Source organism: Pseudarthrobacter ribosi (genome assembly GCF_055412865.1).
Map to the genome: position 1 here is coordinate 26,424 of NZ_JBVAYZ010000025.1, position 23,815 is coordinate 50,238.

Below are 23,815 nucleotides of genomic sequence, written 5' to 3' on the forward strand. Positions count from 1 at the left end.
TGCTGACCATCCAACGAAGGGACTGACGTGCAGGAATCGCTGAGCCTCCAGCAGGCCCGGCGGATCGCACTGGCAGCCCAGGAATTGGACAAGGTACGGCCCGCCGGACCCGTGACTGCACGGGCGGTGGGCCGTACCTTTGCCCGACTCCAGCTGGTCCAGATCGACTCCGTCAACGTGCTGTCCCGCAGCCACTACCTGCCGTTCTTTTCAAGGCTGGGGAACTATGACCGCACCATCCTGGACCGGATGGCGGGGCACCACCCGCGCCGCATGATGGAGTACTGGGCCCACGAAGCCAGCTTTATCCGTCCCGACCATTTCCAGGACCTGCTCCTGTGGCAGAGTCGGAGATGGGTGGGGGCCCACTCCATGGATCCCGAGCTGCGCAGCGGCGTCGCCGCCCGGGTGCTTGAAGCGCTCGCCGCCGGCCGGCCGATGACCGCTGCCGAGCTCACCGCCAGGCTGGGCCATGTGGAGGACCGCCAACAGGACAACTGGGGCTGGAACTGGAACGCCGTAAAGCGGGTTCTCGAGCACCTCTTCGAAGCAGGCCTCATCTCGGCCGCCTCCCGCACCGACTCCTTTGAACGGCGCTACACGCTCACCGCCAAGGTCCTGCCCGGACGGCCGGACGCGGATCCCGACGCGGCGCCCGCCGCGGACGCCGGGCCGGATCAGGAGGCCGCGCTGGTCCGCCTGATCGACGCCGCCGCCCGGGCCCACGGGATCGGCACGCTGCGGTGCTTTGCTGATTACTTCCGGACGCCAATGCGTGCGTCCGCCATCGCCGTCGAACACCTCGCCGACGCCGGCAGGCTGCTCCCCGTCACAGTCTCCGGCTGGAACAAGCCGGTCTACCGCCATATCGAGGCGAAGCTCCCTCGCACGGCCACCGGCCGGGCCCTGCTGAGCCCCTTCGACTCGCTGGTCTTCGAACGACGGCGGCTGGAGGCCCTGTTCGGGTTCCACTACCGCCTCGAGATCTACACCCCGGAGCCGAAGCGCCGCTTCGGCTATTACGTGCTGCCGTTCCTGCTCCGCGACGGGATCGTGGCCCGCGTCGACCTCAAAGCCGACCGGACCCACGGCCTCCTGCTGGCGAGGGCCGCCCACGCGGAGCCCGGCGCTCCCGACGACACCGCCGTCGAACTCGCCGCGGAACTGCAGCTCATGGCAGAGTGGTTGCAACTGGACCGGGTCGTTGTCTCCCCCAAAGGGGACTTGGCGCCGGCGCTCGCGGACGCCGTGTCCGGGGCAGGAAGCGGTGTATCCGCTCAGAGGGAACAGGCGTAACCGGCCCTGCGTCTCTCCCGTAGACTAAAAACGCCAGAATTCGGCAGCTTGAGACTGGGAGCAACTTCACGTGGCATCACTTATCGAAAAACTTCTCCGCACGGGTGACAAGAAAACCCTGAGGCAACTGCGGAACTATGCCGATTCCATTAATGCCCTTGAAAGCTCCTTCCAGACCTTCACCGACGCCGAACTGCGCGAGGAGACCGACCGTCTCCGCGCACGCCACGTCGACGGCGAGCAGCTCGATGATCTCCTGCCCGAGGCGTTCGCCGCCGTCCGCGAAGCCTCCTCCCGCACCCTTGGCATGCGGCACTTCGACGTCCAGCTGATGGGCGGCGCCGCCCTTCACCTGGGCAATATCGCCGAAATGAAGACCGGTGAAGGAAAGACCCTCGTGGCGACCGCTCCGGCCTACCTCAACGCCCTTGCCGGCCAGGGTGTGCACGTGATCACCGTGAACGACTACCTGGCCGAATACCAGTCGGACCTCATGGGCCGTGTGTACCGGTTCCTCGGCCTCAGCAGCGGCTGCATCCTGTCCAACCAGGACCCCGCCTTGCGGCGCGAGCAGTACGCCGCGGATATCACCTACGGCACCAACAACGAATTCGGCTTCGACTACCTGCGCGACAACATGGCGTGGGACAAGTCCGAGCTCGTCCAGCGCGGCCACCACTTCGCCATCGTCGATGAGGTGGACTCCATCCTCATCGATGAGGCACGGACTCCGCTCATCATCTCCGGCCCCGCCCAGGGCGACACGAACCGCTGGTACAGCGAGTTCGCCAAGGTCGTCACCCGGCTCAAGCCGGAGGAGGACTACGAGGTCGACGAAAAGAAGCGCACCGTCGGTGTGCTGGAGGCCGGCATCGAAAAGGTCGAGGACTACCTCGGAATCCACAACCTCTACGAGTCCGCCAACACCCCCCTGATCGGCTTCCTGAACAACGCCATCAAGGCCAAGGAACTCTTCAAGCGGGACAAGGACTACGTCATCCTCGACGGCGAGGTGCTGATCGTTGATGAGCACACCGGCCGTATCCTCGCGGGCCGGCGCTACAACGAAGGCATGCACCAGGCGATTGAGGCGAAGGAAGGCGTCGAGATCAAGGCCGAGAACCAGACGCTCGCCACGGTCACGCTGCAGAACTACTTCCGCATGTACGACAAGCTCGCTGGTATGACCGGTACGGCCGAAACCGAAGCCGCCGAGTTCATGAGCACTTACAAGCTCGGCGTCGTTGCGATCCCCACCAACCGCGACATGACGCGCATCGACCAGGCGGACCTCGTGTACAAGAACGAGGCCGTCAAGTTCGACGCCGTCGTCAAGGACATCGCCGAACGGCACGCCCTGGGCCAGCCGATCCTGGTCGGCACCACGAGCGTCGAAAAGAGCGAATACCTCTCCAGGCTGCTGGCTAAGGAAGGCGTCCGGCACGAGGTCCTGAACGCGAAGAACCACGCCCGTGAGGCCGCGATCGTCGCCCAGGCCGGCCGCAAGGGCGCCCTGACCGTGGCGACCAACATGGCGGGCCGCGGTACCGACATCATGCTCGGCGGCAACGCCGAGTTCACCGCCGTCGCCGAACTCGCCAAGCGCGGCCTTGACCCGGAAGAAAACTCCGAGGAATACGAAGGAGCCTGGCCCGCAGCCTTCGAAGCGGCCAAGCAGTCCGTCAAGGACGAGCACGAGGAGGTCCTCAGCCTCGGCGGGTTGTACGTGCTCGGCACTGAACGGCACGAATCACGCCGCATCGACAACCAGCTGCGCGGCCGCTCCGGACGCCAGGGCGACCCCGGTGAGTCCCGGTTCTACCTCTCGCTCACCGATGACCTGATGCGCCTGTTCAACTCGGGCGCGGCTGAACGGCTGATGAACAGCTCCGTGCCCGACGACGTCGCGCTCGAATCGAAGCTCGTCTCGCGCGCCATCGCCTCGGCCCAGGGCCAGGTCGAAGGCCGCAATGCCGAACAGCGGAAGAACGTCCTGAAGTACGACGACGTGCTGAACCGCCAGCGCGAGGCCATCTACGGTGACCGACGCCGCATCCTCGAGGGCGATGACCTCCACGAGAAGGTCCAGTTCTTTTTGGAAGACACAATCAACTCGTTCATCGACGAAGCCACTGCGGAGGGCACCGGTGACGACTGGGACTTCAACCTGCTGTGGTCCAACCTCAAAACCCTCTATCCCGTGAGCGTCACCCCGCGCGACCTCATCGACGAGGCCGGCGGAAAGTCGCGGATCACCGTGGACTTCCTCCGGGAGGAGATCCTCTCCGATGCGCGCCTGGTTTACCAGGCACGCGAAGAAGCCATCGGCCAAGAGAGCATGCGCGAACTGGAGCGCCGGGTTGTCCTATCCGTGATCGGCCGCAAGTGGCAGGAACACCTCTATGAGATGGACTACCTGAAGGAAGGCATCGGCCTGCGTGCGATGGCCCAGCGCGATCCGCTGGTGGAATACCAGCGCGAGGGTTTCATCATGTTCCAGTCCATGATGGAGGCCATTCGGGAGGAGAGCGTCGGCTTCCTGTTCAATCTTGAGGTCGAGGTGACGCCCGCCGAGGACGTCGTCGTGGCGGACGCCGCGGGTCAGCACACCGAACACCACGAGCCGCAGATCCGGGCTGCCGGGCTGGAAGCTCCCGAAAAGCCGGCCCAGCTGCAGTACACGGCACCGGGCGAGGACGGTTCGGCCCAGACCCGCGTCGAGGCCAAGGCCTCCGGCCGCTCCGGCAACCCGGCCAAGGCCGCGCAGGACTCAGCCCGCCGCGCCAACAAGAAGAAGCGGCGCTAACCGGCTGCCGCCTGCGGCCGCCAGCGCAAACGGCGCAGCAACGAAAGAGGACCGGAGCGAGCTCCGGTCCTCTTTCGTTGCTGCATCCTCCTCCTTTCCTCGGTTCCGTGAGCCGGCCCCCAGCGGTTTTCCAAGGACGGATTACCCTGGCTGTCAGCCGATTTCCAGCACGGTGACCCGCCAGGCAAGCCTGCTTCGCTCCAGCCTCAACGCGACCGCCCGGACCCGCAGCTCCTCGACCACGACGGCACTGGCCTCATAGACGTCAGCGGAGACCCGGCAGGCCCGGACCGAGCGGACCGCGGGGTTACGGTGCAGGCGTCCGGCGGTCGGTGATGCCCCGCACGGCACCCTCCGGGTCAGGGCGGCCCGGTGCTGCAGGGCCGCCAAGCAGCGTTCGTCGAGCCGCCGGGCGAGCTGCTGCGCCGGCCGGGTGCCGGCCAGCACCTCGATGGCGGCCTGAACCGTGCTGCGGGAGATCGCACAGATCTCGCGGACCTCATCGGTCACGCGCGGCAGGGTTGCCGGAATGCCCGGACCGGACACGGGATTGGCCGGATCGGCGCCTCCGGGCACCAGACGCAGGGGCGTGGCAGTGGGTGCGGGGGCTTCCGCGGCGGTGCGGGGGCTGGGCAGGGCGCTCATGTTGCTTCCTTTGCTGGGGCTGGCGGTTGGGACCGCTGTGCGGCCCTGACATTGCTGGTGGTTTCGGCGGAGCCGTTGATGTCGTCCCGCCGCGTCTGCGGAATCAGTGCCCGGGCGGCAGGTGGAGCACCTGGCCCGGCCTCAGGAGGTTGGGGTTCCCGCCGATAATGTCCCTGTTGGCCTGATAGATCAGGGGCCAGTCCAGGGCGATGTCGACGTCGGAGGCGAAGGGCCCCAGCCGGGCAGACGACAGGCTCCACAGCGAATCTCCGGAACGGACCGTCACCTCCGCGGACTCGGCCCCGGGCTGCTGTTGCCGCAGCGGGCGACCCGTCAGGGGGCCGGGTGCGACGACCGGGCCAAGCGGCCGCCATTGTGGGTGGGCTACGGCCGGAGCGCCCGGCAGCGGCGCCGGTCCGGGGGTTGAAATGACGGCTGGCAGCGGAGTGCCGGTTGTGGCCGGGTGCGCCGGCGGCGTCCACGCGGCGGATGCTGCCGGTGCGGCCCCGAGGGATCCATGGCCAGCCGGCAGGGGAGAGGCGGCGGCCAGTGGTGCGGTGACCAGCTGCAGTCCGACCGCAGCCAGGGCGAGCCGGCGCATGAAAGCGGGGGTGAACTTACCAGCAGCCGAGGCAGCGCGGGCGTTTCCGCAACGGTCGAGGGTTGCCGCCGCAACAGCAATGACGAAGGACATCGCCCACCAGACGATGACGATCAGGCCGGCCGTGTTGGCCGCAACGCCAAGTTGGTCCTCGAACCCGAGGGGCAGCTGCCGGCCGGGGGATGACCGCCAGCGCTGGACGCTACTCCCTCCGTTTGCGGCAAGGAAGAGGCCGAGCAACAGGATGACGGTTGCCATGGCCGCGTCGGCGGGGAACACGCGCCGGCGCCTGGGATGTGCGAATTCTGCTGCCCGCATGGTCTTACCGCCTCACCGGAAGTGACTGACAACTGATGCTGTTTGATGCTGTTTGATGCTCTTAGGCACAGTTTGATCCTTGAAAGAGGCATTTGTCCAGAGACAATTCAAAAAGGCGTGGTTGACCCTTGTGGCCTGGCACGCCTACGCTGACGCCATGCGCTGGGATGCCTTGTTTGACGACCTGGAGACACAGCTGGCCGCCAGCGAGCGGCTGGATCTCGACGCGGAAATCGCGGAGCGGACCCGGTCGGAGTCGGCGGCGGTGGAACTCGCGGACCGGCTGCGCGGCTCGCTGGGGCTACAGATCGTGGTTGGGCTTGCGTCCGGATCGACGTTCCGAGGAACCCTGAGCCACGCCGGGAGCCAGGCGCTTGTGCTGGATGAACCGACGCACCAGGTGCTGGTTCCCTATGCCTCGGCGGTACGCTATCTCGGGCTCTCGCGGCTCGCCGTGCCCGAGCCGTCCAAGGTCCGGCAGCGACTGGGCCTGGCGAGCGCCTTGCGCGGGCTGGCGCGGGACCGCACCGGCCTCGCCGTCCTGATTTCCGGCGGCTCAACGGGTGAAACGACGCTGCACGGGGTGATTGACCGGGTCGGTCGCGACTACCTTGACCTGGCGGTCACCGGCGAAGGCGAGGACCGGCGGGCGGCCAACGTCCGGCAGCTGGCGACCATCCCTTTTGCCGCACTGGCCGCCATCAGGTCGGCCCGGGCTCCGGGCTACGAGGCACGATAAGGGCCGGCGCGCAGCGCACGCGGGACGCCGGGCTCAGCGGGTCTTGGACTTGGCCTCTTCGATCATCCGGCTTGCCTCGGCGTACCGCTCCTCGATGTACTGCTCAAGCATCTTTTCCTCGACACGCCACTGGCCTCGGCCACCCACCTGAATGGCCTTGAGCTGACCGCTGCGCACAAGCGCGTAGGCAGCCGGGGCGTTGATCTGGAGCTGCTCTGCGACGTCGGCAAGGGTCAGGAATCGGGGCATAACTACATTTTGCCACCAATGGCTTCGTCTGAGGCCGATATCCACAGTTTGCACTTCTTTGTTCCGGCACCTTCCCGTCAGCGCGCGAAGGCGTAACAATGATGAGGCCCGGCCGGTGCCGGGCGCCGACTACGGGGGGAGCAGTCGCATGAGCGGGAGCACGGTGGCCGGCGGGGCGCGGCTGAAGAAACCATCCTGGAAAGATCCCAGGCTCCTCATCGGCATCCTGCTCGTCCTGGCCTCCGTTGCAGGAGTCATCTCCCTGGTCGCCGCCGCGGACCAGACTGCCGAGGCCTACACCGCACGGGAGGCGATCGCCGTGGGCGAAAAGCTGACCCCGGACAAATTGAACCGCGTCAAGGTCCGGCTGGGCGATGTGGAGCAGCAGTATCTGACGCCCGCGTCCGGCGTGCCTGACGGACTCGTTGCCGTCCAGAGAATCGGCAAGGACCAACTGGTGCCGCGCGGGAGCTTCGGGCAGGTCGATGGCCTGGACCGGAAGCCGGTCGCGGTCACCATCGATGAGGCGCTGCCGCCGCAGGCGGTTGCCGGCTCACGGGTCGATGTCTGGGTTGCGCTGCCCGACGACCGGAACGGGTTCATGCAGCCGACCCTGTTGTTGCCGGGCGCCGAAATCGCCCAGATCACCCCGGGCAGCAGCGCGCTGGGGTCTGCCCGGTCCACCGTCGTGATGGTGCTGGTAACGGACGGGCAGATGCCCAACCTGCTGGGCGCGCAGGCCAACAAGGCAAAGATCTCCGTGGTCTGGAACCCGGGAGGCACGGGCCGATGAGCATCCCGGTCGTCACTGTCGGGGATTCGCGCGAAGACCTGGTCGGCAGGCTGGAACGGCTCCACGGGCCGGTATCCGTCGTCCGGCGCTGCAGCGAACTCGCGGAACTGCTGGCGGCGTGCCAGGGCGGACTGGCCCGGGCAGCCGTCGTGGCGCAGGGCAGCGAGGAGTTGACCGCGTCGCTGGTCGACCGGCTGTCCGCCGTGGGTGTGGCTGTCCTTGCCCTGACCGACAGTCCGGAGGAACAGGCCCGGCTGCAGGGGATCGGCGTGGATGCTGACATCACCGGGGTCGACGCCGCGGCCCTCGCCAGCCGCATCACGGGGGCGGTGGCACGCCTGGCCGGACCTGACCGGCGGCTTCGGCGGGCAGAAGGCCCCGGCTTGGCCGACGCCGGCCCGACGCCCGGACACTCCGGTGCTGCCGCGGCGGGACTAGGCCCGACCCCCGGCCCCTCCGGGCGTGCTGCCGTGGAGGGACCGGAAGGATCCGGCGCCGGGCAGATCATTGCGGTGTGGGGCCCGGCCGGTTCGCCGGGCCGGACCATGCTCGCTGCCAACATGGCGGCCGAACTCGCGGCCGGGGGCAAATCGGTGTTGCTGGTGGATGCTGACAGCTACGGTGCCAGCGTCGCAGCCATGCTTGGACTCCTGGATGAAGCCGCAGGCCTGGCGCAGGCCTGCCGCCTGGCGGATCAGGGCCTCCTTGACGCCGAAGCTCTGCTCCGGATTGCGGCGCCCGTGGTGACCAGGGCGGGCACCTTCCGTGTGCTGACCGGAATCACCCGCGCGGACCGCTGGACTGAACTTCGCTCCGCGGCACTGTCCCTCGTCCTCGCCCGTGCCCGGCAGGTCGCGGACGTCACCGTCGTTGATACGGGGTTCTGCCTCGAAAGCGACGAAGAGTTGAGTTTCGACACGATGGCGCCCCGCCGGAACGCCGCGACGCTGAGGAGCCTTGAACTGGCGGACACCGTGTTCGCCGTCGGGGCCGCAGACTCGATCGGCGTCCCGCGGCTGGTCCGGGGGCTAGCCGAACTTGAAGCGGCCGTTCCGCAGGCGTCCCCGCGGGTGGTGCTGAACAAGGTCCGCCAGTCCGCGGTGGGGCGCTCTCCGGAGCGGCAACTGCGCGACGCCTGGGAGCGGTACGGCCCCGCCGCCCCGCTGTCGGCGTTCCTCCCCGCTGATCCGGTCTCGAGCGATGCGGCCCTGCTCTCCGGATCACTGCTGCTCGAAGCTGCCCCGGATTCCCCGCTCCGGAAGGCCATCGCCGCATTGGTTTGTGCACCCGTCCAGCAGAACAGCCGATCCTCTGTCTTTTTCACCACAGCAAAGCGCCGACTAAAGGGCTAGGCTCGCCATGAGGGCCGCAACGAAGCGGCCGTGAACTTTCTTGATGGAGGCGTTTGTCGATGTCGTCTGGGTCCAGCGTGGAGGATCAACCCGTTTCGATCGGTGCCGGAGAAGGCTACCTGCGGGACTACTACGAGCACATCGCAGGGGAAGACGCCCGGGCTTTTCCTGCGGAATTGCTCGCGGCGCGGGCGCAGACGCACCGCCAAACGGCGGCGCAGCGCTTCCCGGGCAACGCCAACATCACCATTTCCGACGAGGCCGACCGCAGTGTCGTCTACATCGTCACCGACGATATGCCCTTCCTGGTTGACTCGGTCAACGCCGAGCTGGTCCGGCAGCACGCCCCCATCCACCTGGTGATGCATCCGCTGTTCGTCGTGACCCGCAACCGTGAGACCGGGGAGCTGGTCCGGGTCGCCCGGGTCCCCTCGCACCTGGGCATCTCCAGCGGCGACACGGCAGCGATGCCCAACCTGTCGCACCTGATCGCCCAGGGCGACAACGCCTCCCACATGGAGTCCTGGATCGCGGTCGAAATCGACCGCGTCGACGAAGCGAAGCGTGCGGCGCTGACTGAGGGCATCGACCGGGTGCTCAACGATGTGCGCGCCGCCGTCGAGGACTGGCCGAAGATGCGGAACCGGGCCATCCAGATTGCCGGGGACCTGGACGAGCTCGCCAATCCGGCGCAGATCGCCGAACTCCGCCAGGCGCAGGAACTGCTGCGCTGGCTGGACGACGGGAACTTCACCTTCCTCGGCTACCGCGAATACGACCTCAAGAACGAATCCGGCGAAGATGTCCTGGAACCCCGGGAGGAGAGCGGACTCGGGCTGCTGCGCGCCAGTGCCGACACACCGCACCAGATCCAGCACCTCACGGAGACCGGCCGCAAGAAGGCACGCGAAAAGCGCGCGCTCGTCATCACCAAGGCCAACTCACGCTCCACCGTTCACCGCTCGGCCTACCTGGACTACATCGGCGTCAAGAGCTTCGATGCAGCCGGCAACGTCAACGGCGAACGACGCTTCATCGGACTCTTCGCCACCACCGCATACGCCGGATCCGTGCGTGACATCCCGGTGGTCCGGGAGAAGGTCGCCGCGGTCTTGCGGGATGCCGGCTTCCCGCCGGATTCACACTCCGGCAAGGACCTGCTGGGCATCCTCGAAACCTACCCCCGCGACGAGCTCTTCCAGATCGAGATCCCCGACCTGGCCGCCATTGCCACGAGCATCCAGCGGCTGCAGGAACGCCGCCGGACCCGGCTGTTCCTGCGGCCGGACATCTACGGCCGCTTTATGTCAGCCCTCGTCTACCTTCCGCGCGACCGGTACACCACCAACGTGCGCCTGCGCATCGAGCAGGAACTGCGCGAGACCTTCGATGCCGTGTCCATCGATTACGAGGCGCGGATGACCGAATCCGCCCTGGCGCGGCTCTTCTTTCGGATCCGGCTTCCGAAGAACGCCGATGTCGGCAACGTCAACACCGATGATCTCGAAAAGCGGCTAGTCCGGGCGGCCCGCTCGTGGAGCGAAGGCATCGCCGAAGTCCTGCACACCCGCGCCGACGGCGCCGGCGGCATCAAGGAAAACGGCGCCAAGGAGCTCGCCGCCGTGTGGGCCGAGGCCTTCCCGGCGAGCTACCGCGTCGACTACGAGGTGGAGGATGCCCTTGAGGACATCGCCCGCTTCGAGAAGTACGGTGCCGCCGCCGAAAGGGCCGGGGAAGCCGTCAAGGAACATCCCGGCGTCCACGTCTACCTCCCGGACGGCGCCGGCGCGACGCTCGAAGAGGACGCCCGCGTCAAGCTCTACATGCTCGAGCCCAAGAGCCTGAGCCAGATCCTGCCCTATTTTCACAACCTGGGCCTGGAAGTCCTGGACGAGCGCCCGTTCGAGATCGAAACCGCCGACCACCGGGACTACTTCCTCTACGACCTGGGCCTGAAGTACCCGGCCGGGGTGGACCCGATCGAGACCGGGCAGCTGCTCGCGGACTCCTTCGGCGCCGCGGTGTCCGGTGCGGTGGAATCGGACAGCTTCGACCGGCTGGTCCTGCGCGAGGGAATGCACTGGCGCCAGGTCGTGGTGCTGCGCGCCTATGCCAAGTACATGCGGCAGATGGGCAACACCAACTCCTACGGATTCCTGTCCGACACCCTGCTGGCCAACCCGGATGTCAACCGCGGGCTCAGTGCCCTGTTCGAAGCCCGCTTCGATCCCTCGCTGGACGAGGAGGCACGCCGGATCAGGCAGGACGATGTCCTCACCGGCCTGGACGCCGCAATCGAACAGGTCGCGACCCTCGATGCCGACCGCGTGCTGCGGACCTTCAAGAACCTGATCCTGGCGACGCTGCGGACCAACTATTACCAGAACAAACCGCACCTCAGTTTCAAGCTAGACCCCTCCGCCCTGGAGGGCCTGCCGTTCCCGAAGCCCATGTTCGAGATCTGGGTCTACTCGCCCCGGGTCGAGGGGGTGCACCTGCGCTTCGGCAAGGTCGCCCGCGGCGGGCTGCGCTGGTCGGACCGGCGCGAGGATTTCCGCACCGAGATCCTCGGCCTGGTCAAGGCCCAGACGGTCAAGAACGCCGTGATTGTGCCCACCGGCGCCAAGGGCGGATTCTACGCCAAGCAGCTTCCGGACCCGGCGGCAGACCGCACCGCATGGATGGCGGAGGGCGTGGAAAGCTACAAGACCTTCATCCGCGGACTCCTGGACGTCACCGACAACCTCGTCACGACGCCGGAGGGCGAGCAGCTGATCCCGCCGGCCGACGTCGTACGGCACGACGACGCCGATTCCTACCTCGTCGTCGCGGCCGACAAGGGAACGGCTTCCTTCTCCGACATCGCCAACGGCCTCGCCGCGGAATACGGTTTCTGGCTCGGCGATGCCTTCGCCTCCGGAGGCTCCGTCGGCTACGACCACAAGGCCATGGGCATCACCGCCCGCGGTGCCTGGGAATCCGTCAAGCGCCACTTCAGCGAGCTGGACCTGGACACGCAGGCCGAGCCGTTCACCGTCGTCGGCGTCGGCGACATGTCCGGTGACGTGTTTGGCAACGGAATGCTGCTGTCCAAGCACATCCGCCTGCTGGCGGCCTTTGACCACCGGCACATCTTCCTCGATCCCGCCCCGGACGAGACCGTCTCCTTCGCCGAGCGGCAGCGGCTCTTCGAGCTGCCCCGTTCCTCCTGGGACGACTACAACAAGGCAATGATCAGCGAGGGCGGCGGCGTGTTTGCCCGCCAGGCCAAGTCCATCCCGGTCTCGGACCAGGTCAGGTCCGCGCTCGGACTGCCTGACGGGACCACCCAGCTCAGCCCGCCCGAGCTGCTGCGCGCGATCCTGCTCGCCCCGGCCGACCTGCTGTACAACGGCGGCATCGGCACCTACGTCAAGGCCAGCAGCGAAACCAACGCCGAGGTCGGCGACAAGGCCAATGACTCCATCCGCGTCGACGGCCGCGACCTGCGCGTGAAGGTTGTCGGTGAAGGCGGAAACCTGGGCATGACGCAGCGCGGACGTATCGAGGCAGCCCTCCAGGGCGTCATCCTGAACACCGATGCGATCGACAATTCCGCCGGCGTGGACTGCTCGGACCACGAGGTCAACATCAAGATCTTCGTCGACCGGATGGTTGCCGCGGGGAAGCTGGATCCTGCGGAGCGTTCGGAGTTCCTGGCATCGATGACCCACGAAGTCGGCCGCCTCGTGCTGGAGGACAATGTCGACCAGAACATCCTGCTGCTCAATGACCGGATGCGGGTCTCCGAATGGAGCCCCAGCTACGAGCGCCTGATGGACTGGCTGGAGAAGTCCGGCGATCTAAAGCGCGATCTCGAGGCGCTGCCGACCACGGAGACACTGCGCGAGCGGCTGGATCAGGGCCAGGGCCTGACCTCGCCCGAGCTGTCGGTGCTGGCGGCCTACGCCAAGATCGAACTCGCCTCGGCACTCCGGGACAGTGACCTGTCCGAGGACCCATGGTTCCGGCAGACCCTGCGGGCCTACTTCCCGCAGCAGCTGCGCGACAGGTTCGACGCCGAGCTCGACACGCATCCGCTGCGGCGCGAAATCATCGCCACGGTGGTGGCGAACGACATGATCAACATGGGCGGCATCACCTTCGTGTTCCGCGCCATGGAAGAGACCTCGGCCACCGAGGCCGCCGTCGCCAAAGCCTTCGTGGCACTCCGCGAGGTGTACGAGCTGAACATCATGGTCGCGGAACTCAACGAGCTGCCTGCGTCCTTCCCGACGGAGCACTGGAGCACCGTGCACCTGGACATCCGCCGGCTGCTGGACCGGGCCGTGCGGTGGATCCTGAGCCAGGGCAACGCCTCCAGGCCCATTGCCGAGATCGTCGGCGAGTTCAAGCCGCTGATGGATCCGATGCGGGCACGCCTGCTGGACTACCTGCGCGGCGACGACCGTGCCCGGGTGGCCGAATGGCTTGAGAAGGCGCGCGGCTGGGAACTCCCCGAGGACCTTGCCCATCGTTGGGCGGAACTGTTCGAGAGCTTCGTGCTGCTCGACATCGCCAAGATCGTCCACGTCAGCCCGGAACCCGTGGAGAGCATCGCACATGTCTACTACACGGTGTTCAACCGCTTCCACGCCGACTCGCTGCTCGAGCGCATCACGAAGCTGCCCCGGAGGGACCGCTGGCAGGCGTTGGCCCGGGCGGCCCTGCGTGACGATCTTTACTCGACCGTTTCGGATATGACGACGGCGGTGCTGGAGACTACGTCTGCGGAACTGCCGGCTGAGGAACGGCTTCTGGTCTGGGAGAGCCAGAATGTTGAGCAGCTGGACCGGGCGAAGAGCATGTTTGACGAGGTGAACGCCCTCGAGGCCGATGACATGGCCTCGCTGTCGGTAGCATTGAGGCTCTTGAGGTCAATCGTCCGACGCTAAGGCAGCTGGGCTGCCCGCGTCGCAAATGGAGGTGCTGTGGCAATCTTTACGGACCCTATCAGGGAGCATGCTGATTTCGGGCCGGGGGATGCCGAATGGCTGCACCTCCTCGTCGGCGACTGGCAGATGGTCGCGGACCTGGCGTTCGCGGACCTGGCGCTGTGGTTTCCGCACCCTGAGTTCGGCTACGTGGCGCTGGCCCACGTCCGCCCCTCCACCACGCATACGGTGTTCCATGCCGACTTCGTGGGGGAGGGGATCAGGTCGGATCTGCAGCCCCTCGTCGCCAAGGCGTGGGAGAGCCGCTCCATTGAACGCTCCAACGAGACCAACTGGAGCAGCGACATGGCGCTGCGGGTCGAGGCCGTGCCGATGGTCCGCAACGGCCGGACACTGGCGATCGTCACGACCCACATGGATCTCTCCAGCTCCCGGATGCCCTCACGGCTGGAGCTGACATACCGGCAGTGCGCCTATGACCTGCTGCGGATGGGGACGCTGGGGCTGTGGCCGGATTTCGCCTCGCCCACCGGGTCCCGCCGCGGCGCGCCCCGCGTCGGTGACGGCCTGATCAGGCTCGACGCCGAAGGCATCGTCCAGTACGCGAGCCCCAACGGTGTCTCGGCGTTCCGCCGACTCGGCGACGGCGAATCCCTCGAGGGCCGGAGCCTGGCCGAGGTGACCGCGGGTCTGCTGAGGGACCGCCGCATGGTGGACGAGACCCTGCCGCTGGTTGTGACGGGACGCATGCCGTGGCGCAGTGAAATCGAGTCCCGCGGGGTCAGCCTGTCGCTGCGGGCGATTCCTTTGCGGGACGAGCAGCAGCGCTTTGGCGCCCTGGTGCTCTGCCGCGACGTCTCCGAGCTGCGGCGGCGGGAGATGGAACTCGTGACGAAGGACGCCACGATCCGCGAGATCCACCACCGGGTGAAGAATAACCTGCAGACCGTCGCTGCGCTGCTGCGGATGCAGTCGCGGCGAATGGTCAGCGACGAGGCCAAGCAGGGGCTCGAGCAGGCGATGCGTCGGGTGGCCACGATTGCCCTCGTGCATGAGACGCTGTCGCAGGGCCTGACCCAGAGCGTCGACTTCGATGAGCTCATCGGCCGCCAGTTCCGGCTCTCGGCCGAGGTGGCTTCCCCGTCACAGCAGGTGAAGACGGCGCGTTCCGGCCTCTTCGGCGAGCTGCCGAGCGACTTTGCCACGCCGCTGGCCCTGGTGATCAACGAGCTGGTGACGAACGCCGTCGAACACGGCCTGGAGGGCCGGACCGGCACCGTCTGGCTGATCGCGGATCGGTCCGAAAGCGAGGACGGCGAGGAACTGCTCACCGTGACCGTGGCGGACGACGGGGTCGGCATCCCGGCCACCCCCTATGTGGAGGGACTTGGCCTGCAGATCGTCCGGACCCTGGTGACGAGCGAACTGGGCGGCAGCATCCAATGGAAGGCCCGGGAGGGCGGCGGTACGGCTGTCCAGATTGTCCTGAGTTTGGCGAAACGGTAACGCGGGGGCGGGGTCGGCGGCTGAATCCTTCGCCTGCCGGCCGCCTGTCCGCTCGGTTCGTTAACGAGCAATGGCCGCAGACGGACGTCTGCGGCCATTGCTGTCCTGCCGCTCACGGCGGATCGCCGGCGGGCCGGCAACAGGAACCTGGTGTCAGGAGGCGCGGCGGGCGCGGGCAGCGCGGCGCTTCAGGGCGCGGCGCTCGTCCTCGCTCATGCCGCCCCAGACGCCGGCGTCCTGCCCGGACTCAAGTGCCCACTGCAGGCACGTGTCGACGACGGGGCACCGACGGCAGACACTTTTTGCTTCCTCGATCTGCAGGAGGGCTGGGCCGGTATTTCCTACCGGGAAGAATAGCTCCGGGTCCTTGTCAAGGCACGCTGCGCGGTTACGCCAATCCATGCTGATCAGTCACTCCATTTCCTGGGAACACGTTAAAAGGCCTTTGTGAAATTATTCACTAGAGGCTTCATAAGAAAGGGGCCCTCTGGGGCCCCCTCGGTCATCTGGATTAAGCGTGTCATGTTAACGCTGCGTAAACAAGGGGTTCTTACCTGCAAAATACCTTGGGATCGTGAGCGATGCATCACATTGGCTGGCGGTGGCCTCACATCTGGTCGACTATGTCCGGTACTGTGCCAGTGTGTCAAGAGCCCCTGAAGATCCCTCCGAACCTGCCGAAAACCGCGACGCCGACTCCGCAGGGACCCCGGCAGGCGGCGCCGGGACCGGCGCTCCTGCACGGCCCGCAGGAATCCTGGTGATCGCGGTCGTCGTGGCCCTGGAGGCGACCGCGCTGCTAGGGGCGGCCATCTGGTACGGAAGCCAACTGCTGACCGGCGCCCCGGTCCTCTCCTTCTGGGGGGCCGTGTTCACGCTGGGGCTCCTGCTGGCCTTTTCCGCCTGGCTCTATGCGGTATCCACCTTCTTGTTCCGGGGCTACCGGTGGCCGCGTGCCGGGGCCCTGGTGGCGCAGCTGTTCACACTCACGATCGGCTTTCCAACACTGACGGGCGGATACCCCCTGGCGGGCCTGGCCATGCTGGTGCCGGCGGTTCTCGCCATTGTCCTGCTGTTCGACAAGCGTGTTATCGCGTTCGCTTCACGCGCCGGCGGGGCACCGCCCGCCCTATAGACGTTCCTATAGCGTGCACACAGCCCGGCCGGTGCCAGGTGTTCACGGTCCGTGATCACGGTGCGTTTTCATGGGCCGCCGGCCTCGGAGTCGGCACCCGGATCAAACGCCAACTGCACCGCCCGTGCCCGCCCGTCCGAAATCAGGACGGCGCGGCCCGGGGGAGGGTTCTGCTCCAGCTCGAACCGGACTCCGAACAAGTCTCCGTCCATCAACGCCCGCGGGGCGATCAGCACGCCCCGTCCCGGGCCCGCCGCATTCTGCACCAGGGGCACCCGCAGGCGAAGGCCCGGGCTGAAGCCCGCGGTCAGGACCACGCGCCAGCCGAGGGTGTTGAGCAGGAGCAGCCGCTTGTTGGTTTCGGGCGGCTGCAGATCGAGGTCGTCCGCGAGGAGAATTGCCGCAGGGTCCAGGGCGCCGTCGAGCGCAGCGCTATGGGTCACGGCCCACCAACGCTCCGGATCCGCTGCCGCCGGGCACCGAAGCCACCCGGCGCCGGGATTGAGGCCCGGCAGGGCCGACAGCAGCGAGGTTTTCCCCGAACGGTGACCACCGAGGACGACCAGGACGGCGCCGGCAGGAAACGGCACGTACGCCGGCACAAGTTCATCGCCTTCGACCCCGAGGCGCAGCTGGCCTGTCGGCGCACCCGGACCAGCTGAGGCACCCGACCTGACGTCGGCGACCGTCACCCGCGCGGGAAGCGGCTCGACGCGGAACGGCCGATGCCGGGCGGCCGGGGCCGGGTCGCCGATGGCGGGGGAGCGGGGTTCAAAGAGCTGTCCCACGTGGCCGGATGGAGAGGATGCGGCCGTCAGCGGCCCGAAGACCACCACCCGGCCTGCAACGGCCGCAGTGGCAGGCAGCCGGGGCCAGGCGAGCCGCCCTTCTTCCGTTGAACCGGCGGGCAGGAAGATCCGGTTGGGAACGGCGGCAAAGAACCGTGCGGTGACCAGTTCGCGTTCACCCGCCGCCACCACGGTGATCCCCGCCCGGGCGCCGTCGCGGACGATGTCATGGACCAGGTCCTCGGCCCACGCCAGCGGGCCGGCCCGGAACGCCGACACCCAGGACCCCCATCCGCAGAGTGCGAGGACGAGGGCAGGCGTGCCGGCAGCCCGGGCGGTGCCCAGCCTCCGGGTCAGCTCCTCGGCAACACGTTCCAGCACCCGCGCCGACCGGCGAAGGTCGTGCAGTCCCACGACGGCCCCGGCCCTGGGGTGGGCGGCCGCAGTGCTGAAGGAACCGGCGGCATCCAGAAGGTACAGATGTGATTCGTCGTCGCCGTTGAGGAGCTGCTCGACGATGAGTCCCAGGGCAGCGTCGGCACCACCGGCGAGCCCCGAGACCAGTCCAAGGTGGCCGTGCGCGCCGGGATTCCAGCCGAATTCGGCCACGCGTTGTTCTTCGGGAAGGTCCAGCAGCCCCAGCCTGATCCGGCTGGGGTTCCCGTCGGCTGGGAACGGCACCTGCCGGGGCAGGGGCGCCGCGACAGGACGGCGCGGGTTCGGACTGCCGGTGGCCGCCCAGGCTGCCACGACCGCTCCCGCCAGCCGGGCCACCGCCGCGGACGGCGGCGCAGCGCCGCCCGCCCTGCCGGGGGACCCGGCCGCTGCCGGGCGATTGAGCAGTTCCATCGCCTCGGTCACGGTCGGGCCGCGGGCGGTCGCGGAAACGGGTGGTGTGAGGGTGGCCGTCTGGAACTCCTCCGGCGCCCCGTTTCCGCGGACCACGTAGCCGCGTCCCGGAGTCGTCACCGGGATGGCGGCCGCCAGTCGGGAATTGATGATGTCGAGGGATTCGAGCTCGGATTGAACCCGCAGGGCGATGCAACTGGTCACGTTCGCCCGGATATCCGCGGAAACGGCCCCCTGCGGACGCTGGGTGGCCATGATGAGGTGGATCCCCAGTGAGCGCCCGATCGCAGCAATCCGCATGAGCTCGGCCAGCGCGTCCGGCGCCTCGTCGACGAGCATTCGAAATTCGTCAATGATGAGGACCAGATGGGGCAGCGGTGGCCCGGGCGGATCAAGTGCCTCGTAGGCCGTGAGGTCGGCGGCCTGGTGCGCGGCGAGGAGCACTTCCCGGCGGCGGACTTCGGCGCCCAGGGACACCAGGGTGCGTGCCACCTCATCAAGGTCGAGATCCGTCAGCAGCCCTACGCAGTGGGCCAAGCCGGCCAGCGGCCCCAGACCGGATCCGCCCTTGAAGTCGATGAACAGCAGATTGATGCGGTCTGGGGGATGCGCGGCCGCCAAGGCCGCCGCGAGGGTGCGGAGGAACTCCGATTTGCCGGATCCGGTGGTGCCCGCCACCAGGAAATGGGGACCGTCTGTTATGAGATCCAGCTGCAGGGGGCCGGATCCTCCGACGCCGACCAGGGCGGGAAGGCCACGCCCGGCCGTGGACGCGGCCCAACGCGAGGATAGGTCCTCCGCCGAGACCGGAAGCAGCCCGCCGAGGGAACAGGCCCCGGGGATCTCCGTTCCGGGGGTTGACGCAGGGGCCCGGGCCCCCAGCCGGCGGCAATTGCGGTCGAAGACGCCGCAGGGCACAAGATCCGGCGTGAACGGCAGCGGCGGGCCGGCCGATGACAGCCACGCAGTGCCCGCGGTCAGGACCAGTGCCGCACCGGCAGCCGGGGCGGGATCGCCGGCGCAGTCGATCACCTGCCAGCCGCGGCGGACCGCCGCGGAGCGCAGCGCCGCCGTACGAAGGGCACTGACGATGATCAGGACCCCGCGCTCATAGTCCCGGCCCGGGCCGGCAGCCAGGGTCTCCAGCGTGGAAGCCTCCTGTACGGAGAGAATTGCGGCCGGCAGGAAGCGTGCGGCAAGAAGCGGCGGGGTAGGACCGTGGATGAGGATCCTGGTCCGCCGGGCCGCGGCATAGCCGCCAAGCTGCAGTACGAAGGATCTGACGAGCCCGGCCACGGAGGATTCCGGGCCACGCAGGGTCGTCACCGCCGTCGAGGGATCAAGGGACACCGGCATGGTGCCGAGCAGCGGTGGACGGAATCCGGGGTCCGGCGGGTCCAGCCCGACATTCGCGCTTTGCTGTGCCAGTCCGAGCCGCAGCCAGACCGGGCCGGCGGGGGCCGAAACTCCCAGGGGGCCGGGCTCCTCGGACCAAACTCCTAGCGACAGCTCACCGGCGGACGGTGCGGCCCGCCGTCGTCGTTCCTTGTCCTCCTGCGCTGCCGCGGCGACGGCGGCCCGGAGTTCGCGGCGCTGCCTCCTGCCTGCGGCGACGGGCACGAGAACCGAAACGGCGGACACCGCGGTGAAGGCCAGGAAGATCCACATCCCGGTGAGGATGGCCAGCCCGACTCCGATGGCCAGCGGCAGCGCCGCGGCCAGCAGCAGCGCCACCCTGTTGCTGTGCGCCTCCGGGTTGCTGACCACCAAGGGCGCCGTGACGTCGGACCCGGCAGCGGCCAGGCTGCCGGGATCCACGCTGCCGCCGAAGACAAGGGACATGGACGAGCCGCCGCATGAAATCAAGGAACTCGTGGAGACGACCGCCGCCTGGACCCTTCTTCCGTCGACCCTGACGCCGTTGGCACTTCCGAGATCGAGTATGGTGACAGCGGAAACAGTCACCTCCAGCTGCGCATGGTCGCGGGACAACTCGGCATCCGGAATGACGATCCCGGTTCCGCTGCGGCCGATCCTGAACCGCCCCCGCCGCAACGGAAAGAGCAGCCCGGCTCCCGGTCCGCTGTGCACGGCCAGTGCCAGCGGTGCCATGGTACGGGCGGCCAACGGGGCTGCGGCGGCCGGGGCAGCGCCGTCCACCAGAACGGCGCCCTGGACGAGGGGGCCCTCCCCGACCCTCAAAGCATCCACCGGCACCCGGCCCACCGACAGGATCCCGGTGCCGTAACGCCGGGAAAGTGCCGCCTGGAGATCCGCGCCGGGGCACCTGTCGGGCAGCTCTATCGCCAGTTCGACCGGTCCAGAGCGGAGTGCAGACCCCGGAGCCGCCACAAGGGTGCAGTGCAGCATCATCGAGGAAGAGTCCTTTCCCGCGGCGTCGTCTGGATCCCACGGTAGGCGTGGTCTCTCTGACCCGAGGCGGGGGACTCGGCCTATGTGGAAAGGCGCTCCGACCTCGGCAAACCGGAGGAGGATGGAGCTGATGCCGGGACCTCCCAGGGTCTGCGATTCGCTGGTTTCCACCCTGTCTCGGGTAGGCTGGAGCAGCAGACAATGCACAACGTTGCGCTGCCCCCATTCGAACCAGGAGATTTTGTGACCGCTGACCTCGTCATCGTAGGGTCAGGCTTTTTCGGCCTGACAATCGCAGAACAGGCCGCCACTGAGCTGGGCTTGAAGGTAGTCGTCATCGACCGCCGCCACCACATCGGGGGCAACGCTTACAGCGAAAAGGACAAGCAGACCGGCATCGAGGTCCACCGCTACGGGGCGCACCTCTTCCACACCTCCAACGAGCGCGTCTGGGAGTACGTGAACCGTTTCACGACGTTCACGAACTATGTGCACAAGGTCTACGGCGTCCACAAGGGCGAGGTCTATTCCCTGCCGATCAACCTGGCCACGATCAACCAATTCTTCCGGGCGAACCTGACGCCGGGACAGGCGCAGGAACTGATCAAGGAACAGGCCGGGGAACTCGCCGGGACCGATCCGCAGAACCTCAATGACAAGGGCATCCAGCTGATCGGGCGGCCGCTGTACGAGGCTTTCATCAAGCACTACACCGGCAAGCAGTGGCAAACCGATCCCAAGGACCTGCCAGCGGGAATCATCTCTCGCCTCCCGGTGCGCTACAACTACGACAACCGCTATTTCAACGACAAATACGAGGGCCTTCCGACGAACGGCTACACCGCCTGGGTCGAGAAGATGGCGGACCACCCGAATATCGAAATCCGGCTCAACACCGACTTCTTCGACGAGTCACAGGAGTACAGCAAGGACAAGGTCGTTGGCACCATTCCGGTCATCTATACCGGACCGGTGGACCGTTACTTCGATTTCGCCGAGGGCGACCTCTCCTGGCGCACCATCGACTTCGAGGAAGAAGTCCTCGACGTCGGGGATTTCCAGGGAACGTCAGTGGTCAACTACAACGACGCGGATGTGGCCTACACCCGGATCATCGAGCCGCGCCATTTCCACCCCGAGCGCGACTACCAGACGGAGAAGACCGTCGTCATGCGCGAATTCTCCCGGGCTGCCGAAAAGGGTGACGAGCCGTACTACCCGATTAACACCGCCGCGGACCGTGAGCGCCTGCTCAAGTACCGTGACCTGGCGGCGGCCGAGAAGGACGTCCTTTTCGGTGGGCGGCTCGGCACCTACAAGTACCTGGACATGCACATGGCCATCGGGTCTGCCCTGACCATGTTCGACAACAAGATCCGCCCGCATTTCGAAGCCGGCACGAAGATTGAAAGCGGAGGAGTCGACGCATGAGCGATGTAACCGACAGCTCAGTTGGGTCCGCCCAAAAGTGGGACACCCTGCAGCGGGTCATCCTTCCCAGCGCCAGCCAGATGGACACCGTTCCCCTCTACATGGACATGGGCACCGCCACCGGCATCCAGTTGCCCACGGTCGGCGACGGCGACGGCCAGAAGGCGGGACGGTCCTTCATCAGTTCCAGCAAGGAAGCCCACGTTGAAGACTTCCTGTCCCGCAGCTCCACCAAAGTCCGTGCGGGGGAGCGGGTTTCGTTCGGCAGCTACTTCAACGCCTTCCCGGCCAGCTACTGGCGGCGCTGGACGACCGTAGACAAAGTCCGGCTTCAGGTACGCACGCAGGGCGTCGGATCCGTCATCGTCTATAAGTCGAACGCCCGCGGTTCCCTTCAGCGCGTCGACACCAGGCGGGTGGAGGGTGCGGCGGAGAACACCTTCGAGCTGTCTCTGGCACCGTTTGGCGACGGTGGCTGGTACTGGTTTGACCTCGTGGCGGGTTCCGAACCCTTGGTCATGGTCGACGCGGAGTGGCAGGGCGCCGCAGTTGAAAGCACGCCGGGTTCAGTCACCCTGCAGATCACAACGCTCAACAAGACCGACTTCTGCCTGAACAATCTCCGGCTGCTGGCCGAGAACCCCGACGCCCTGACGCATGTCCAGGAGATCCTGCTGGTTGACCAGGGCACGCACAAGGTCGAAGATGCCGATGGTTTCGACGCAGTCCGGGACTCCCTGGGCGGCAAATTGCGGATCATCAACCAGTCAAATCTCGGCGGCTCCGGTGGATTTGCCCGGGGAATGTTTGAAGCAGTCGAAAATGGCAGTGACTATGTCCTGTTGATGGACGACGACATCGTGGTCGAGCCGGAAAGTATCATCCGTCTCCTGACGTTCGCGGATCGCTGCAAGACGCCGACCATAGTCGGCGGCCACATGTTCGACCTCTACAACCGGACGGTACTGCACACGTTCGGGGAGGTCGTGAATCCGTATCGCTTCCAGCCGTCCCTTCCTAGCGAGGATATGGTCCTTGGCCATGATTTCTTGTCCTCGAACCTGCGGCAGACCTCGTGGCTGCACCGCCGCTGCGACGTGGACTACAACGGCTGGTGGATGTGCCTGATTCCAACCTCGGTCATCCGGGAGATCGGCCTGTCGCTACCTCTCTTTATTAAGTGGGACGACTCGGAATACGGGTTGCGCGCCAAGGCGCACGGCATCCCGACGGTTTCCCTGCCGGGCTCGGCAGTCTGGCACGTGTCCTGGATCGACAAGGATGACTTGGTCGGCTGGCAGGCCTACTTCCACGCCCGCAACCGGATCGTTGCTGCCCTGCTGCACAGCCCGTACGAGCACGGGGGCCGAGTAGTCCGCGAATCGCAGTATGCCGACATCAAGCATCTTGTGTCGATGCAGTATGCGACCGCCCACGGCCGCCAATGGGCGCTCGGGGACGTGCTCGAGGGTCCGTCCGGTCTGGCGGAGTTGCTGCCGACGAAGCTGCCCGAGATCCGCACAATGATGGCCGGGTATTCCGACTCCGTCTTTCACTCGGACCCGGACGAGTTCCCGACACCCAAGATGGACAAGCCCCCGCGCCGGGGTCATGGTGTGTCCCAGCCGTCCAGGGTGACTCTGCTGCCGTGGGCCGCGAAGACCGTTGCACGCCAACTTCTCCGCCCGGTCTCCGCGACGAGTTCCGAACGTCCACAAACGGCCGTTGCCCATCAGGACAACCGCTGGTGGCGGATTGCTCAGTTCGACAGCGCCGTTGTCTCCAACGCCGAAGGAACGGGCGCTTCCTGGTATAAGCGGGATCCGAAACGCGTACGGGAAATGCTCGCCGAGAGCAGCCGCCTGCACGCTTTGCTGCTCAAGAACTGGCAGTCGCTGAGCCTGGAGTACAAGGCGGCGGTGCCGGAACTGACGTCTCTGGATAGTTGGAAGAAGATCTTTGAAGAGCACACGCATAGTGAAGTCAAGTGACGTGACGGC

15 protein-coding genes are annotated in these 23,815 nt (G+C 66.9%); 10 read left to right on the forward strand and 5 right to left on the reverse strand.

Translation table 11 applies throughout. The annotated features are described in order from the left end of the window. Positions 1 to 27: 27 nt before the first annotated feature. Both ACZYZ5_RS18290 and secA read left to right on the forward strand, forming a co-directional pair. Positions 28 to 1,296: a winged helix-turn-helix domain-containing protein gene (locus tag ACZYZ5_RS18290; RefSeq protein ID WP_463903642.1), complete on the forward strand. Its 1,269-nt coding sequence runs from the start codon at positions 28 to 30 to the stop codon at positions 1,294 to 1,296. A gap of 70 nt (positions 1,297 to 1,366) precedes the next feature. After that, positions 1,367 to 4,102, forward strand: a complete 2,736-nt coding sequence (gene secA / locus ACZYZ5_RS18295) for a preprotein translocase subunit SecA (RefSeq protein WP_463903643.1) — start codon at positions 1,367 to 1,369, stop codon at positions 4,100 to 4,102. Positions 4,103 to 4,255: 153 nt separating this feature from the next. On the opposite strand, the gene ACZYZ5_RS18300 is transcribed toward secA, so the two are convergent. Next, a complete protein-coding gene (locus ACZYZ5_RS18300; protein WP_463903645.1) occupies positions 4,256 to 4,747 on the reverse strand; it encodes an Rv3235 family protein in 492 nt (163 codons plus the stop codon). A 103-nt stretch (positions 4,748 to 4,850) separates the two neighbouring features. Continuing rightward, positions 4,851 to 5,627 carry a LysM peptidoglycan-binding domain-containing protein gene (locus tag ACZYZ5_RS18305; protein ID WP_463903646.1) on the reverse strand — a complete coding sequence of 259 codons (777 nt, stop codon included), beginning with the start codon at positions 5,625 to 5,627 and terminating at the stop codon, positions 4,851 to 4,853. A gap of 169 nt (positions 5,628 to 5,796) precedes the next feature. On the opposite strand from ACZYZ5_RS18305, the gene ACZYZ5_RS18310 reads away from it, so the two are divergent. Continuing rightward, positions 5,797 to 6,405 carry a hypothetical protein gene (locus ACZYZ5_RS18310; RefSeq protein WP_463903684.1) on the forward strand — a complete coding sequence of 203 codons (609 nt, stop codon included), beginning with the start codon at positions 5,797 to 5,799 and terminating at the stop codon, positions 6,403 to 6,405. Positions 6,406 to 6,438: 33 nt separating this feature from the next. Here ACZYZ5_RS18310 and ACZYZ5_RS18315 read toward each other — a convergent pair whose 3' ends face one another. Beyond that, positions 6,439 to 6,654, reverse strand: a complete 216-nt coding sequence (locus ACZYZ5_RS18315; RefSeq protein ID WP_307459933.1) for a helix-turn-helix domain-containing protein — start codon at positions 6,652 to 6,654, stop codon at positions 6,439 to 6,441. Between the two features lie 148 nt (positions 6,655 to 6,802). On the opposite strand from ACZYZ5_RS18315, the gene ACZYZ5_RS18320 reads away from it, so the two are divergent. The 4 genes from ACZYZ5_RS18320 to ACZYZ5_RS18335 are packed head-to-tail and all read left to right on the forward strand — an operon-like array spanning position 6,803 to position 15,239. Continuing rightward, positions 6,803 to 7,447 (forward strand): CpaB family protein, encoded by a 645-nt coding sequence (locus ACZYZ5_RS18320; protein WP_463903647.1) that lies wholly within the window; start codon positions 6,803 to 6,805, stop codon positions 7,445 to 7,447. Then, positions 7,444 to 8,799, forward strand: a complete 1,356-nt coding sequence (locus tag ACZYZ5_RS18325; protein ID WP_463903648.1) for a CpaE/TadZ family protein — start codon at positions 7,444 to 7,446, stop codon at positions 8,797 to 8,799. The genes ACZYZ5_RS18320 and ACZYZ5_RS18325 overlap by 4 nt, the downstream gene beginning before the upstream one ends. Positions 8,800 to 8,858: 59 nt before the next feature. Beyond that, positions 8,859 to 13,733 (forward strand): NAD-glutamate dehydrogenase, encoded by a 4,875-nt coding sequence (locus ACZYZ5_RS18330; RefSeq protein ID WP_463903649.1) that lies wholly within the window; start codon positions 8,859 to 8,861, stop codon positions 13,731 to 13,733. A gap of 36 nt (positions 13,734 to 13,769) precedes the next feature. Next, positions 13,770 to 15,239, forward strand: a complete 1,470-nt coding sequence (locus ACZYZ5_RS18335; protein WP_463903650.1) for a sensor histidine kinase — start codon at positions 13,770 to 13,772, stop codon at positions 15,237 to 15,239. A gap of 153 nt (positions 15,240 to 15,392) precedes the next feature. On the opposite strand, the gene ACZYZ5_RS18340 is transcribed toward ACZYZ5_RS18335, so the two are convergent. After that, entirely contained in the window at positions 15,393 to 15,641 is a 249-nt protein-coding gene (locus ACZYZ5_RS18340; RefSeq protein ID WP_003804966.1) for a WhiB family transcriptional regulator, read from the reverse strand. A 241-nt stretch (positions 15,642 to 15,882) separates the two neighbouring features. Between ACZYZ5_RS18340 and ACZYZ5_RS18345 the strand changes: the two genes are divergently transcribed. Continuing rightward, positions 15,883 to 16,374 carry a hypothetical protein gene (locus ACZYZ5_RS18345; protein ID WP_463903651.1) on the forward strand — a complete coding sequence of 164 codons (492 nt, stop codon included), beginning with the start codon at positions 15,883 to 15,885 and terminating at the stop codon, positions 16,372 to 16,374. A gap of 68 nt (positions 16,375 to 16,442) precedes the next feature. Here ACZYZ5_RS18345 and ACZYZ5_RS18350 read toward each other — a convergent pair whose 3' ends face one another. Beyond that, positions 16,443 to 20,384: an FtsK/SpoIIIE domain-containing protein gene (locus tag ACZYZ5_RS18350; RefSeq protein ID WP_463903653.1), complete on the reverse strand. Its 3,942-nt coding sequence runs from the start codon at positions 20,382 to 20,384 to the stop codon at positions 16,443 to 16,445. Positions 20,385 to 20,627: 243 nt separating this feature from the next. Between ACZYZ5_RS18350 and glf the strand changes: the two genes are divergently transcribed. Both glf and ACZYZ5_RS18360 read left to right on the forward strand, forming a co-directional pair. After that, entirely contained in the window at positions 20,628 to 21,815 is a 1,188-nt protein-coding gene (gene glf, locus ACZYZ5_RS18355) for a UDP-galactopyranose mutase (protein ID WP_463903654.1), read from the forward strand. Then, complete coding sequence (locus ACZYZ5_RS18360) at positions 21,812 to 23,806, forward strand: glycosyltransferase (protein ID WP_463903655.1); 1,995 nt, start codon at positions 21,812 to 21,814, stop codon at positions 23,804 to 23,806. Before glf ends, ACZYZ5_RS18360 begins: the two co-directional genes overlap by 4 nt. Positions 23,807 to 23,815: the final 9 nt, after the last annotated feature.